This window comes from Streptococcus infantis (assembly GCF_047460875.1).
In the GTDB taxonomy this organism is placed as follows: domain Bacteria; phylum Bacillota; class Bacilli; order Lactobacillales; family Streptococcaceae; genus Streptococcus; species Streptococcus infantis_AA.
The window spans coordinates 57,306-72,128 of record NZ_JASHFI010000010.1 but is presented as its reverse complement, the minus strand read 5'-3'; the positions used below and the strand labels follow the sequence as shown (position 1 = coordinate 72,128).

Annotated in this window: 13 protein-coding genes; 10 read left to right on the top strand and 3 right to left on the bottom strand. The window is 39.7% G+C overall.

Going from position 1 to position 14,823, the window contains the following annotated elements:
- Positions 1 to 6 precede the first annotated feature (6 nt).
- The 4 genes from QM887_RS07500 to QM887_RS07485 all read left to right on the top strand — a co-directional run bounded on the left by QM887_RS07500 (position 7) and on the right by QM887_RS07485 (position 5,306).
- Positions 7 to 2,439: an ATP-dependent Clp protease ATP-binding subunit gene (locus QM887_RS07500; RefSeq protein ID WP_414271151.1), complete on the top strand. Its 2,433-nt coding sequence runs from the start codon at positions 7 to 9 to the stop codon at positions 2,437 to 2,439.
- Between the two features lie 247 nt (positions 2,440 to 2,686).
- Positions 2,687 to 3,745, top strand: a complete 1,059-nt coding sequence (locus tag QM887_RS07495) for an AAA family ATPase (protein WP_414271150.1) — start codon at positions 2,687 to 2,689, stop codon at positions 3,743 to 3,745.
- 9 nt (positions 3,746 to 3,754) lie between these two features.
- Positions 3,755 to 4,528 carry a nicotinamide riboside transporter PnuC gene (gene pnuC / locus QM887_RS07490; protein ID WP_414271149.1) on the top strand — a complete coding sequence of 258 codons (774 nt, stop codon included), beginning with the start codon at positions 3,755 to 3,757 and terminating at the stop codon, positions 4,526 to 4,528.
- Positions 4,529 to 4,532: 4 nt separating this feature from the next.
- Complete coding sequence (locus QM887_RS07485; protein WP_414271148.1) at positions 4,533 to 5,306, top strand: NUDIX domain-containing protein; 774 nt, start codon at positions 4,533 to 4,535, stop codon at positions 5,304 to 5,306.
- Between the two features lie 221 nt (positions 5,307 to 5,527).
- Here the strand turns inward: QM887_RS07485 and QM887_RS07480 are convergent, their stop codons facing one another.
- Entirely contained in the window at positions 5,528 to 5,758 is a 231-nt protein-coding gene (locus QM887_RS07480; RefSeq protein WP_414271147.1) for a hypothetical protein, read from the bottom strand.
- A gap of 282 nt (positions 5,759 to 6,040) precedes the next feature.
- On the opposite strand from QM887_RS07480, the gene QM887_RS07475 reads away from it, so the two are divergent.
- The gene (locus QM887_RS07475) at positions 6,041 to 6,739 is read left to right on the top strand and encodes a hypothetical protein (RefSeq protein ID WP_414271146.1); all 699 of its coding nucleotides are present in this window, start codon (positions 6,041 to 6,043) and stop codon (positions 6,737 to 6,739) included.
- A gap of 76 nt (positions 6,740 to 6,815) precedes the next feature.
- Here QM887_RS07475 and dusB read toward each other — a convergent pair whose 3' ends face one another.
- Positions 6,816 to 7,796, bottom strand: coding sequence for a tRNA dihydrouridine synthase DusB (gene dusB, locus QM887_RS07470; RefSeq protein ID WP_414271145.1), 981 nt, complete (start codon positions 7,794 to 7,796; stop codon positions 6,816 to 6,818).
- Positions 7,783 to 8,655, bottom strand: a complete 873-nt coding sequence (gene hslO, locus QM887_RS07465) for an Hsp33 family molecular chaperone HslO (RefSeq protein ID WP_414271144.1) — start codon at positions 8,653 to 8,655, stop codon at positions 7,783 to 7,785. Before hslO ends, dusB begins: the two co-directional genes overlap by 14 nt.
- Before the next feature lie 391 nt (positions 8,656 to 9,046).
- Here hslO and dltB (QM887_RS07460) point away from each other — a divergent pair, with 391 nt between their 5' ends.
- From dltB (QM887_RS07460) to dltB (QM887_RS07440), 5 genes are all read left to right on the top strand, one after another.
- A complete protein-coding gene (gene dltB, locus QM887_RS07460; protein ID WP_414271143.1) occupies positions 9,047 to 10,201 on the top strand; it encodes a D-alanyl-lipoteichoic acid biosynthesis protein DltB in 1,155 nt (384 codons plus the stop codon).
- 47 nt (positions 10,202 to 10,248) lie between these two features.
- The gene (gene dltD, locus QM887_RS07455; protein ID WP_414271142.1) at positions 10,249 to 11,421 is read left to right on the top strand and encodes a D-alanyl-lipoteichoic acid biosynthesis protein DltD; all 1,173 of its coding nucleotides are present in this window, start codon (positions 10,249 to 10,251) and stop codon (positions 11,419 to 11,421) included.
- Positions 11,422 to 11,872: 451 nt separating this feature from the next.
- Positions 11,873 to 12,004, top strand: a complete 132-nt coding sequence (locus QM887_RS07450; protein ID WP_261035223.1) for a teichoic acid D-Ala incorporation-associated protein DltX — start codon at positions 11,873 to 11,875, stop codon at positions 12,002 to 12,004.
- 20 nt (positions 12,005 to 12,024) lie between these two features.
- Complete coding sequence (dltA, locus tag QM887_RS07445; RefSeq protein ID WP_414271141.1) at positions 12,025 to 13,575, top strand: D-alanine--poly(phosphoribitol) ligase subunit DltA; 1,551 nt, start codon at positions 12,025 to 12,027, stop codon at positions 13,573 to 13,575.
- On the top strand, positions 13,572 to 14,816 hold the full coding sequence (gene dltB / locus QM887_RS07440) for a D-alanyl-lipoteichoic acid biosynthesis protein DltB (RefSeq protein ID WP_414271140.1): 1,245 nt from the start codon (positions 13,572 to 13,574) through the stop codon (positions 14,814 to 14,816). Before dltA ends, dltB (QM887_RS07440) begins: the two co-directional genes overlap by 4 nt.
- Positions 14,817 to 14,823 lie beyond the last annotated feature (7 nt).

Sequence of the window (14,823 nt, the reverse complement as noted above, 5' to 3'; positions counted from 1 at the left end):
AACTAAATGAAATATTCAAAAGCATTGAGAGAATGTATAGAAAGTGCCTTTCTGGTCGCCAGTCATTTTGGGGCAGAATACCTAGAGTCATGGCACCTATTGATTGCTATGGCCAATCATGGTTACAGTGTAGCTGGGGCGACTTTGAACGAATTTCCATATGAGATTGATCGTTTGGAGGAAGTTGCTGTAGAGCTGACTGAAACAAAGTATAGCGATAAGGAAAATTATCAGGAGTTGCCTTTTTCACACCGTTTGAAGGTATTGTTGTTGGAAGCAGAGCACGTTGCTTCTGTCGTTCATGCCAAGGTATTAGGAACAGAGCACGTGCTTTATGCTATCTTACATGATGGCAATGCCTTGGCTACTCGTATTCTAGAAAAAGCGGGATTTTCTTACGAAGATCAGAAGGATCAGGTCAAGATTGCTGGACTTCGTCGTAGTCTTGAAGCGCGTGCTGGTTGGACTAGAGATGATTTGAAGGCCCTTCGTCAACGCCATCGTACGGTAGCGGACAAGCAAAATTCTATGGCTAATATGATGGGTATGCCTCAGACACCAAGTGGAGGTTTGGAAGATTATACGCATGACCTTACGGAGCAAGCTCGCTCAGGTAAATTGGAACCAGTCATCGGGCGTGACCAAGAAATCTCTCGTATGATTCAAATTCTGAGTCGTAAAACTAAAAACAATCCTGTCCTGGTTGGAGATGCGGGTGTGGGTAAAACAGCTTTGGCACTTGGTCTTGCGCAACGTATTGCCAACGGGGATGTACCTGATGAAATGGCTAAGATGCGAGTTTTAGAGCTTGATTTGATGAATGTGGTTGCGGGAACTCGTTTCCGTGGTGACTTTGAAGAACGTATGAACAATATCATCAAAGATATCGAGGAAGATGGCAAGGTCATCCTCTTTATCGATGAGCTTCATACCATTATGGGTTCAGGAAGTGGGATTGATTCGACCTTGGATGCGGCCAATATCCTAAAACCTGCCTTGGCGCGTGGAACTCTGAGAACTGTCGGTGCGACTACTCAGGAAGAGTATCAAAAGCACATCGAAAAAGACGCAGCTCTTTCTCGTCGCTTTGCAAAGGTGATGATTGAGGAGCCAAGTTTAGCAGATAGTATGGCTATTTTGCAGGGCTTGAAAGCAACTTATGAGAAGCACCACCATGTTCAAATTACATACGATGCTGTCGAAACAGCTGTCAAAATGGCACATCGTTATTTGACAAGCCGTCACTTGCCAGACTCAGCCATTGATCTATTGGACGAAGCGGCAGCAACAGTGCAAAATAAATCAAAACACGCTAAACAAGAAGAGTCAGATTTAACACCAGCTGATAAGGCCTTGATGGATGGCAAATGGAAGCAAGCAGCTCAACTCATTTCAAAAGAGCAGGAAGCACCTGTTTACAAAGATGTCGTAAAAGAATCTGATATTTTGACAACTTTGAGTCGCTTGTCAGGTATTCCAGTTCAAAAATTGACACAAACGGATGCCAAGAAGTATCTCAATCTTGAAGCTGAACTCCACAAGCGTGTGATTGGGCAGGAACAGGCTGTATCTAGTATCAGTCGTGCCATTCGCCGTAACCAATCAGGTATTCGTAATAACAAACGTCCAATTGGTTCCTTTATGTTCCTAGGACCAACAGGTGTTGGTAAGACCGAATTGGCCAAGGCCTTGGCAGAAGTCCTCTTTGATGACGAATCAGCCCTTATCCGTTTTGACATGAGTGAGTATATGGAGAAATTCGCAGCCAGCCGTCTCAACGGAGCTCCTCCAGGTTATGTAGGTTACGAAGAAGGTGGAGAGTTGACCGAGAAGGTTCGCAATAAACCGTACTCAGTACTTCTCTTTGACGAGGTAGAAAAGGCCCACCCAGACATCTTTAATGTACTCTTGCAAGTCTTGGATGATGGTGTCTTGACAGATAGTAAAGGTCGCAAGGTTGACTTCTCAAACACCATCATTATCATGACATCAAACCTTGGTGCGACAGCTCTTCGTGATGACAAAACAGTTGGATTTGGAGCTAAGGATATTCGTTTTGATCAAGAAAATATGGAAAAACGGATGTTTGAGGAGCTGAAAAAGGCTTATCGTCCAGAGTTTATCAACCGTATTGATGAGAAGGTAGTCTTCCATAGCTTGTCAAGTCAAGATATGCAGGAAGTAGTTAAGATTATGGTCAAACCATTGATTGCAAGCCTGGCAGAAAAAGGAATTGACTTGAAACTCCAAGCATCTGCCCTTAAACTCCTAGCTCAGCAAGGCTATGATCCAGAGATGGGAGCTCGTCCACTTCGCAGAACTTTGCAAACAGAAGTAGAAGACAAGCTAGCAGAGCTTCTCCTAAAAGGTGAATTGGAAGCTGGCAAGACTCTGAAGATTGGTGTTAAAGCTGGTCAATTAAAATTTGAGATTGTTTAAAATTGTGAGGTTGGAACAGATTGTTTCAGCCTCTTTTTTGGAAAGTTGTGACTCAAATAAGGACTTGGATTTTGCATTTAGTTTAAGGAGTTCAAAACAGAATTCTCCTGATCAGGTTTTGTATATCAAGAAAAAAATCCTATCATGTAGAAAATGTTTTTATAAAAAACAATAAAAAAGTGTTGACAAAGACGGGAAGATGAATTATAATATAAAATATAAAAAGTTATAAAAAGGTTGAACAGATATGAAAAAGAGTATAGCGGTTGTTTTTGGCACCTTTGCTCCCTTACATCAAGGGCATATTGATTTAATCCAAAGAGCAAAACGTCAATGCGATGCTGTATGGGTGGTAGTTTCAGGTTATAAGGGAGATCGTGGTGAACAGGTAGGGCTTACACTACAAAAGAGATTTCGCTATATTCGTGAAGCTTTTCGAGATGATGAGTTGACCTCTGTTTGTAAACTTGACGAAAGCAATATTCCACGCTATCCGATGGGCTGGCAGGAGTGGTTGGAACAGATGTTGCAGGCCATTTCCTATGACCAGACTAGTGAGGAGCTTATCTTTTTTGTAGGAGAGTCCGAATACCAACAAGAATTGTCAGAACGTGGTTTTGAGACTGTTCTACAGGAAAGAAAATTTGGAATTTCGGCTACCATGATTCGAGAAAATCCAAGTAAATATTGGAAATATATCGCTCAACCATTCCGCCGTCAGTTTACGAAAAAAGTGTTGATTATGGGAAGTGCGAGTAATGGGAAAACAACTCTAGCCAAGGATTTAGCTCGCTTTTACGATGCGCCAGTCAGTCTGGAATATGCTCGTGAGTATCAGATAAAAAATAATGTCCGAGATGATGAGCTTACCCCAAAAGATTATTATTACCTTCTTTTGGGGCAATATGATCAAACTTCCAAGTTAATCGATAGCAATGCCAATCGAGGCTTGGTCATTGCAGATACCAACTCATTGGTAACCAAGGGCTACTACGATTACTACATGGAAACTGAAGAGCAGGGGGATCTGTCCGTAGAGACCTTTGATAATCTCTTCGTTTCCATCTTAGCAAAGGAAAAGTGGGATATAATCCTCTTTGTGCAACCTGTTGGCTCTTATGTTAATGATGGTTTTCGAGACATGACCATGGCAGAAGACCATATCCGTCATAGTTTTTCTCAGCATTTGGATATGATGAGGGAGCAATATCTAGCTACTATCCCTCATGTTTATCTAGCTGATGATTATCTAGGAAATTATGAAGCAGCAAAAGTAGCTATCGATGTCATTTACCAAGCAGATTAGGAGAAGAAAATGAAAAAAATAACTGAAAAAATTACTCGATTTATCGCAAACTTTAAAAATGTTCACGCAGAAGCTCGTAAAATTGGTTTTGCAGGAGTTATGCGTTTGCTTTGGAAAGACCTCTTTGTGGGACGCAGTCTTTTCCAGTGGCTCTATTTGATTGTTTTATCAAGTGTCCCTCTTATTCTGGAGTTTACACAAAACACGGAAAGTCATGACTGGGTTGGTCTCTTAGCCTCTTGGACAGGGATTGTCTGCGTTATCTTAGTAGCTGAAGGTCGAGCTAGTAACTACCTTTTTGGAGCTATTAACTCTGCAATCTACTTGGTCTTATCTATGAATGCTACTTTCTACGGCGAAGTTTTGACAACAGTTTATTTCTTTGTCATGCAGCCTATTGGTCTCTATGCTTGGTTGTCTAATCGGATCAATGAACAAGGAAAACCAGAGGAGTCTCACTTTGAAGCTAAGAAACTTGGTCTGGTTGATTGGCTCAAGTACTTGGTCTTGACAGCTCTCATCTGGATTGGCATGGGTTTGGCTTACCAAAGTATCCATAGTGCTCGTCCATTCCGTGATAGTGTAACGGATGCGACCAATGGTGTTGGTCAGCTCTTGATGACACGTCTTTACCGTGAGCAATGGATTTTCTGGATTGCAACCAATCTCTTTAGTATTTATCTCTGGTGGGGTGAAAACATCCATATCCAAGGTATGTACTGGGTTTACACCCTCAATAGTCTAGTCGGTTGGTACCAATGGACTAAGGCTGTCAAGGAGTGATAAGATGACTGAAACGATAATCCCAGCTGGAATGACAGAAAGAGAATATTTTGAGATTCATGCGACTGAGAAGGAATTTTTAGACTGGTACTGCAAACAGGATCTTCCTCAGTATGAAAAACCAAGCGTGACGGTGGATATGGTAGCATATTGCTTTGTGGAAGGGAAAATCAAACTCTTGCTAATTCGTCGCAAGGCCCATCCTTATCAAAACTGTTTGGCTTTGGTCGGTGGTTTTATGGATAAGAGCGAAGATGCAAGGCATGCTTGTCAGCGTGAAGTGAGAGAGGAGGTCAACCTTGACCTTCCTTTGGAAAAAATCGAACAGTTGATGACAGTATCTACTCCAGGTCGTGATCCGCGGGGCTGGACGGTTACTATCGCCCATTTGGTGTATCTACCTAGCCGCGCACTTGATCTGGTTCAAGCTGGAGATGATGCCAAGGATGTGGTTTTTGTCGATGTCGATTTTCAGACGGGCAAGTGCTTCCTAGAGGGACTAGAGCTGGGGGAGCAAGACTTCGCCTTTGACCATTATGCCATTATCCAAGAATCTATCAAACGAATCCAAGGACGTCTTGACTGGAATCCGACCTTCCTCTATCTGCTGGAGGAGGAGTTCACTGTCTATGAAGGGACTGAACTGGTCAATCTTATCAACCCAGGACGACCAATCGTCAGCAATAACTTTCTCGTAAAATACGGAGAATATGTAGAAGAAGTCGGGCTCAAACGAGTGCCTAAAAAGAAACCAAGAAAAACCTATCGATTAAAATAAAAAGATTGGGGACAGAAATCGATAGACCAAGTCTCGGTTTCCTAGTCTTGGTCTTGGGATGTTTCAATAAATCCGATGACTGGTTGAGCTTGAGAATAGAGAAAATACAGTTTGTGTCAAAAGTCAATTCAGCCATCGTGTCAAAGACTCATTAGTCATAAAAAAGCGAGGTCGGGATTTTTCCCGACCTCTTTTTTGATGCTATTTGACTGCTTTACTAATTAAGGATGTTTATCTTTATTAGAATTACTCATGGTTCGAATGAATAAATCTTTGTATTTATATTTTAAATAATGTTCGTGTAAGTATATTAGAGCTACATAGACAATCATGAAAATAGCAGTTAAGTAGAATAAATCAAATGTTGTTTGAGCGTAATGAGTAGCAGCCCCATAAGAAGAGAAAGCACCAATAATCAACCAAGGAAGATATTTGTAATATTTGCTTAACATAAGCCTACACCTCCAATATCCTATCTCAATTTTATTATAGCCCTTCAAGAAAAAAATGCAAGCGATTACGCTTGTAAAATATAGTATTTTTAGTAGGAAAAATTTTCCTGTTTTTTTAATTCTTTACGAATAAAAGATATAGGAGGGATAAGGAAATAAATGTACTAAAAAATAATTCTAAAAAATTTTAGATAAGTAGTTGACAAATTTCAAAACAAATATTACAATAATGTTACAAATATATTTCTCAACATTTCAAAAGTGTTACAAAAGGAGCATAACATGAAAACTAAAACTTCTATCAAATTGATGGCCGCAACTGTACTCGCTTCAACATTGTTATTGGGGGCTTGTGGTAATAAGAAAGAAAATGCGACAAGTGATAGTTCTAGCAAGACAACACAAGCATCTTCTAGTTCTAAGGCAAGTTCTTCTAGTAAAGATAGCAAAACTCAGAAGTCCTCAAGTTCAACTTCATCAGAAAAAGCTAAGGCAGCTTCTTCTGATCAGTCAACGACTACTGCTAACCAATCACAAGCAACACCAGCACCAGCACAAGAAACAAGACAGAGCCAAGAAGCTTCTAACCAACAGGCATCTTCGCAAACTCCCTCAAATCAACAAGGTTCTCAAGCACAGACTAGCCAGTCAACTTATGATCCAACTACTGACCGCAAACTTCAAGATAAGCAAGCAGAACACAACAAACGTTACAAGGGTGTTCTAACCATGGTTGATGGAGATTTCTCTGCCGCAGCTGGCAACTGGAAGGGGTCTAATGGCGAGACTATCACTGTTTCATCAGGTGGTCAATTTACAGTAGAATCTAGTGATGGTAAGAAAGAAAATTACTCTATCCAAGGCTATGCCTATACCCTTGATGATGGTAAATATAATGCCAAAATTGGTGGTGGAAAAATCATCCAAATTACAACAGGCGCAGATGGAACTGTATCTAGCGTTGCTTTGATTCAACCATAGTCTTGAGTACTTTAAATTGCCCCCTAAAAACAAGAAACCCGTAAACTATTGAAGTTACGGGTTTTCTTCTTGGATTTTAAGCCTTATCCAATTGCAATAGTGCTTCAATCTCAGCCAGTGTGCTTGCTTGTGAGATAGCTCCACGAAGTTTAGCTGCACCTGATGTTCCACGGAGGTAGTGAGGAGCGAGTCCACGGAATTCACGGACCGCAACCTTTTCTCCCTTGAGGTTGATTAAGCGTTTCAAATGCTCGTAGGCGATGTTCATCTTATCTTCAAAGGTTAAATCAGGAAGGATTTCTCCAGTTTCAAAGTAGTGATTGATTTGATTGAAGAGGTAAGGATTCCCCATAGCTGCGCGTCCAATCATAACAGCATCAGCACCGACTTCTTCGATGCGTTGTTTGGCTTCTTGGACAGTGCGAATGTCACCGTTAGCGATAAATGGAATTTTTGTCAGAGCTTGTGCAACCTTGTGAAGGGTCTCAAGGTCTGCGTGACCAGTATACATTTGCTCACGGGTACGGCCATGCATGGCGAGAGCAGAGACACCTGCAGCCTCAGCGGCGAGAGCATTTTCCACAGCTAGGGATGGATCAGACCAGCCTGTACGCATTTTAACTGTGAGGGGTATGTCAAGGACAGATTGGACCTTGTTAATGATAGAGTAGATCTTGTCTGGATCCTTGAGCCACATAGCGCCAGCTTCATTTTTCACGATTTTGTTGACAGGGCAGCCCATGTTGATATCAACGATATCGGTCTTGGTATTTTCTTGGATGAATTCTGCTGCGCGTGCGAGGCTGTCTTCATCACTACCAAATAGTTGGATCGAAACTGGGCTTTCGCCCTCATCGATATGAAGCATGTGAAGAGTTTTTTCGTTGTTGTATTGGATTCCCTTGTCAGAGACCATTTCCATGACAACAAGGCCTGCCCCAAGTTCTTTAGCAATGGTGCGGAAGGCTGAGTTGGTTACACCAGCCATAGGCGCTAAAACGGTACGATTGGGAATCTCAACATTACCAATCATAAAAGGTGTATTAAGATTTGTCACGAATGAGTTCCTCCAGGTCGTTTTCATCAAAATTATAAGTAGTTTGGCAGAATTGACAAGTGATTTCTGCCCCGTGGTCTTCGTCCTTCATTTCCTGCAAGTCTGAGCTTGGCAGACTAGAAAGAGCCTTCATAAAACGTTCTTTGCTGCAGTCGCATTGGAAACGGATTTCTTCTTCAGAAAGACGCTTGTAGGCCTCGTCCCCGTAGATAGCTTTGAGGAGGGCTTCGATATGGTCTTCACTTTCCAGAAGGGCTGAGATAGCTGGCATTGCTTGGATGCGTTTTTCAAAGCGAGCAATCTCTTCTTCCTTGGCTCCTGGCAAGACTTGAACTAGGAAACCACCTGCAACCTTGACCTTATCTTCCTCGTCCAAAAGGACATTGAGGCCGACTGCTGAAGGGGTTTGTTGGCTTTCAGTCAGGTAATAGGCCAAGTCTTCACCGATTTCCCCAGAAATGAGAGGAGTCATGGAGTTGTAAGGATTTCCAGTACCATAGTCTGTGATAACGAGAAATTGACCATTGCCGACAAAAGGTCCGACTAGAACTTCACCAGTTGCAGTCTTTTTGATGTCAACACCAGGATTTTGAACGTAACCTTTGACGTTCCCCTTGGTATCAGCTACGGTGATGATGGCTCCTAGAGAGCTAGTTCCAAGAACTTTAACCGTTAGCTTGGTATTTCCTTTTTCATTGGCTGCGAGAATCTGGCTGGCGATAAGGGTGCGGCCAAGTGCAACAGTTGAGCTAGCTTGAGTTTGATGTTTTTCTTGAGCAGTGCGGACGGTTTCAGTGCTATCAAGAACATAAGCACGAAAGGCTCCGCTTTCTGATATAGTTTTAATAATTTTATCCATAGCTACTATTTTAGCATAAAAATTCCCAAAGGGGGAGTGCTGTGTTTGAATAGTAGTGAGGGTTATTCTGGCATTTTTTATATTATGTTCTGCTTGAAGGAGAAAATGTAAGGGGTAACGAATATATTTAGGAGACTTGATGGGAACAGCTGAGTCAAGCTAATTTTTTACTCTTGGATTTTATTTGTTTTATAAATAATTTTGTCTCGTTATTGGGGTTTAGTGGTAAGAATCATTTGTTTTTTTATTTTAGGAAATTGGATAATAGAAGTATATAGTCTTTAAATTATGATATAATGGATAAAGTTAATTATCCTTGATAATATGATAGGGACTAATCCTAAAATGACAAATCAGGAGATGAGAAAAAGAGAAAAGGAGTCCATCTGGTATGAATTATTTTGAGGGGAATGAGTTTTTCCTTCTATTGTTTGTGGTTTTACTGATTAGCTTTGTTTTAAACTATTTTGGCAAGCGTAAGGATTATTATATCTTAAGTCTGTCAATTTTATTTGCAGGAGCCATCTATGGTAAGAGTAAAGCCATGGTTGTTTATCTATTGGCTTTCATCATCTACCAATATGTCCTAGTTTTCATAGCACAAAGAATGGAATCAAAACGGTTAAAACCTCTAGTTATATTATCCATTTTACCTTTAGTGGTCAATAAAGTCTTTGCCATAACTCAGCTACATTTGTTGTCTTTTATTGGGATTTCTTATATGTCCTTTAAAACTATCCAAATCATGCTGGAAATATCGGATGGTTTAATCAAAGAAAAAATCAGTGTAAAAGATTATCTTCAGTTTCTACTCTTTTTCCCTACAGTTAGTTCGGGACCAATCGATCGTAGCAGAAGATTTCTAAAAGAGATCAATGAAGTCATGCCTAGAAAAGACTACCTAGAGTTAGCAGGTGATGGTATTTATCGCATTGTTCTAGGCCTTCTCTACAAGGTGGTTCTATCAACCTATGTTTACCAGATGCTACTTGCTCTAAGCAATACTGGTACAGTTGTCTACTCACTCAAATATATGTACTTGTATACATTCTATCTGTTCTTTGACTTTGCGGGTTATAGTTTGATGGCTGTTGGGAGCAGTAATATTTTGGGCATTCAGACACCGATGAATTTCAATAAACCTTTCTTGAGTGTTGATATCAAGGATTTCTGGACTAGATGGCACATTACCTTGTCAACTTGGTTGAGAGATTTTGTATTTTCAAGAGTTTTGATGCAGGTTATCAGAAAAAAATGGTTTAAGAATAGATTACACAATGCAGCCTATGCCTATATGGTCAATATGTTGGTTATGGGATTTTGGCATGGAATTAGTGTTAGCTACATCGCTTATGGTTTTTACCATGGAATCTTGATGTCTGGATTTGAAATTTATCAAAAGAAAAGTACTTTTTATAAGAAACATAAAAATAAAACTTGGTACAAGCTAATAAGTTGGTTTGTGACCATGAATTTAGTTATGGTTGGTTTCTTTATCTTTTCAGGTGAACCTTATAAGATAATCAGGACAATTTTAAGTAGATAAAGAAATTTAAAGAAATCTGCTAAATCAAGGAGATTGGACAAAACGAGATGATTAAGTTAAAAGCATTTTTACTATCGCTTGTGCTCGTAATTGCGACACTTGCCCTTTTAAATGTGACATATGTTAAGAAGGTTGATGATTATTATAAAGTCAAGGACAATAGTATTCGCTACAGCACTTCTTATGAAAAGTATAAAAGTAGAGATATTCTAACAAGTAATATCACTCCCAATACACTAGTTCTACTGGGTTCCTCAGAGTTAGTCGCGACGATAAATGAAGATTACCATCCCAATAAAATTTTTAACTACAATGATTTTAATATTATGCAGATAGGAACCAGTTATTCTCAAAATATCATTCAAGCTACAACCTTGGGCTCGATTGAAGGAGCTATGAGTAAGCGAAAAGTAGCCATCGTAGAGTCTGTTCAATGGTTTGAAAAGGATGGAACCCATCAAGATGCTTTTTTAAATAAGGCTTCTCAGGAACATATTTTCCACATGCTAGATAACGAGAAAATCAGTAAGGAAACCAAAGAAAAACTGATTAATCGCATTATTGAGATTACCAAAGGAAACAAACAACAAAATGATATCTATAAAAAGTATAAAAGCTATTTTATAGAAGGAAAAGGGACAATCATTGATAAAAAATTGTTGGAGCTTGACAATGCCGTTTATTCCTTTAAGCTTAAACGAAAATTCTATGAAAATCATGCCAAATCAGACTATCCTGCACTAGGAGATAAAACGCCGGATTATGATTGGGAGGAGATGACGAAGAAGTTTGTAGAAGAAGTTAAAAAGAAAACAGATAACAATGATTATGCTGTGGATAATAACTACTACAATACCTACTTGAGAGACCGCTATGCTTCGTTGAAAGATTCTAACAAAGACTTGAGCTACATAGAGTCACCAGAGTATTCAGATATGGAACTCTTCTTGACAGTTGCTAAGGAATTGGGAATTGAAGTTGAAGTCATTATCTTTCCTGTAAATGGTAAATGGAATGATTACACAGGTGTTTCACGAGAAATGCGTGAAGAAACTTACAAAAAAATAGAAAGTATTGCCAAAAGCCACGGTGCTACGGTGTTAAACTATGGAAATAAAGAGTATGAAGATTACTTTTTATTTGACGTGATGCACGTTGGGGTGAAAGGATGGATGGAAGTTGAAAAAGAACTTTACAAATTTGCAAATGAAACTAACTGACACACATCGTTTACTATTGTGGACCTTGTTTTTCTACACAGTTATTTTAAGCATCGTAATCTACTGTTTTGTAACTGATTTTTCGAACATTCAAGATTTCATCTATAGTGAATTTTAAGATTACATATTATAAAAATCTCTAGATAAAGGGGATTCTATCGATAAAGTGAGACATAAGATAAGGCTCTATAATATTTATAGTGGGGAAGTCCTCTATAGGTAGTATAGAGCCTACTTTGTTATAGCTCCCAATATAATCTATACTGAAAAGCCTTAAAGCTATCATTAGAAGGCATCATATGGAACAATTTAATGTTGGTGAAATGTAGTGAAAATGGACGGCAAACAATTGAAAAAATAGTATATAAAGTGGTATAATAGCAGAAAAATAAGTTAGTAAGAAATTGATTTTATTTTAGTTGGAAATTACAGGAATGAAAGGTTTTTCTTGATGAAACAGAGAAATGAACTCTACCTCTTTCTTGGTCGGACAGCCTTGTATTTTATCATTTTCTTGGGCCTACTTTACTTTTTTAGTTATCTCGGTCAGGCTCAAGGTAGCTTTATCTATAATGAATTTTAACTTTAAGGAGAAAACGAACTGTGCCTAATAAACCGATAAAAGATATGATTGAAGCGATTGAGTACTTCGCCCAAACTCAGCCTAGCTTTCCAGTCTATAACGTTCTTGGTGAGGAACGTACCTATGGTGATTTGAAGGCTGATTCGGATAGTTTGGCTGCAACAATCGATCAACTAGATTTACCTGAAAAATCTCCTGTAGTCGTTTTTGGTGGCCAAGAATATGAAATGTTAGCAACCTTTGTGGCCTTGACAAAGTCTGGCCATGCCTATATCCCAATTGATAGTCACTCTGCCTTGGAGCGCGTGTCTGCTATTCTTGAAGTAGCTGAGCCAAGCTTGATTATTGCCATCAATGAATTTCCATTGGAAAACCCAGTTGCTCCAATCATGTCCTTGGAGCAAGTGCGTGAAGCTTATGCAGCTCAGCATGCCTATGACTTACAACATCCAGTTCAAGGAGATGATAACTACTACATCATCTTTACATCAGGGACAACTGGAAAACCAAAAGGGGTGCAAATTTCGCATGATAACTTGCTTAGCTTCACCAACTGGATGATTACAGACAAGGAATTTGCGACGCCAGAGCGTCCACAAATGTTGGCGCAACCACCCTATTCCTTTGACTTGTCTGTCATGTATTGGGCACCGACCTTGGCTCTTGGAGGAACGCTTTTTGCCCTCCCATCAGCCCTTACTCAAGACTTTAAGCAACTCTTTGCGACCATCTTTTCACTTCCGATTGCTATCTGGACTTCAACGCCATCTTTTGCAGATATGGCCATGCTGTCTGAAGATCTCAATGCTGAAAAGATGCCAGGGATTACCCATTTCTACTTTGATGGAGAAGAGTTGACAGTTAAAACTGCTCAAAAATTGCGCGAGCGTTTTCCAAATGCACGCATCATCAATGCTTATGGACCAACGGAAGCAACTGTTGCTTTGTCGGCAGTGGCTATTACAGATGAGATGTTAGCGACTCTGAAACGTCTACCAATTGGTTACACCAAAGAAGATTCTCCAACCTTTATCATCGATGAGGCAGGCAATAAATTGCCAAATGGTGAGCAAGGTGAGATCATCGTGTCTGGACCGGCTGTTTCAAAAGGTTATATGAATAATCCTGAGAAAACAGCAGAAGCCTTCTTCGAATTTGAAGGTCTTCCGGCCTACCATACAGGAGATGTTGGAACCATGACGGATGAAGGTCTCCTTCTCTATGGTGGACGGATGGACTTCCAAATCAAGTTTAACGGCTACCGTATTGAGCTAGAAGATGTTTCTCAAAACTTGAACAAATCGAAGTATATCGAATCGGCTGTCGCAGTTCCACGTTATAATAAAGATCACAAGGTCCAAAATCTTTTGGCCTATGTCATCTTAAAAGACGGTGTCAAAGAACAATTTGAACGCGAAATTGATATCACGAAAGCCATTAAGGAAGATTTGGAGGATATTATGATGTCTTATATGATGCCTTCAAAATTCCTCTACCGTGACAGCTTGCCGCTAACTCCAAATGGCAAAATCGACATCAAAGGGTTGATTAGCGAGGTAAACAATAGATGATGGAGCTTCTTAAACAGCTTCCTCATATTGAGCCATATGGGAATCCACAGTACTTTTTGTACGTAATTACGGCTACCTTGCCCATCTTTATCGGACTTTTTTTCAAAAAACGTTTTGCCTGGTATGAAATATTGGTTAGTTTGTTCTTTATCGTTACTATGTTGACGGGGGGCAAGACTAATCAAATAGCTGCCTTAGGAATTTATCTGATATGGCAAATATTACTGGTACTTTTTTATAAGCAGTATCGAAAAGTCCGAGATGGCAAATGGATTTTCTACTTGGTGAGTCTATTATCGTTGCTTCCCATCATCTTTGTCAAGGTGCAACCAGTTATTAACGGCACACAGTCTCTCCTGGGATTTGTAGGAATCTCTTATTTGACCTTTCGTTCAGTGGGAATCATCATCGAACTGAGAGATGGAGTTATTAAGGATTTGAAAATGTGGGAGTATTTACGTTTTCTTCTCTTTATGCCGACATTTTCAAGTGGTCCTATTGATCGTTTCAAACGTTTTAATGAAAATTATCAGACGATTCCAGAGCGCGATGAGTTGATGGATATGCTTGCTGAGTCTGTTCGGTTTATCATGTGGGGGTTCCTGTATAAATTTATCCTAGCTCATATTTTAGGCGAGATTTTATTACCACCTCTAAAGAATCTAGCTTTACAGACAGGTGGCGTCTTTAACTATTATGTAGTCGCAGTCATGTATGCATTTGGTTTGGAACTCTTCTTTGACTTTGCAGGTTACTCTATGTTTGCTTTGGCAATTTCAAATCTGATGGGAATTCGTAGTCCGATTAACTTCAACAAACCTTTCTTGTCAAGAGATTTGAAAGAGTTTTGGAATCGTTGGCACATGAGTTTATCCTTCTGGTTCCGTGATTTTGTCTTTATGCGCATGGTCATGGTGATGACGAGAAAGAAGCTTTTTAAGAATCGAAATGTGACTTCAAGTGTCGCCTATGTCCTGAACATGCTCCTTATGGGGTTCTGGCATGGGATAACATGGTTTTATATCGTTTATGGGCTCTTTCATGGAGTGGGCTTAGTCATTAATGATGTCTGGGTTCGAAAGAAAAAAAACCTCAATAAAGAACGGAAAAAAGCAGGGCAACCATCTTTTCCTGAGAACCGTTGGATTCAGTTGCTTGGCATGGTTATAACCTTCCATGTCGTGATGGTTTCATTCTTAATCTTTTCTGGATTTTTGAATGATTTATGGTTTAAAAAATAAATGGAAT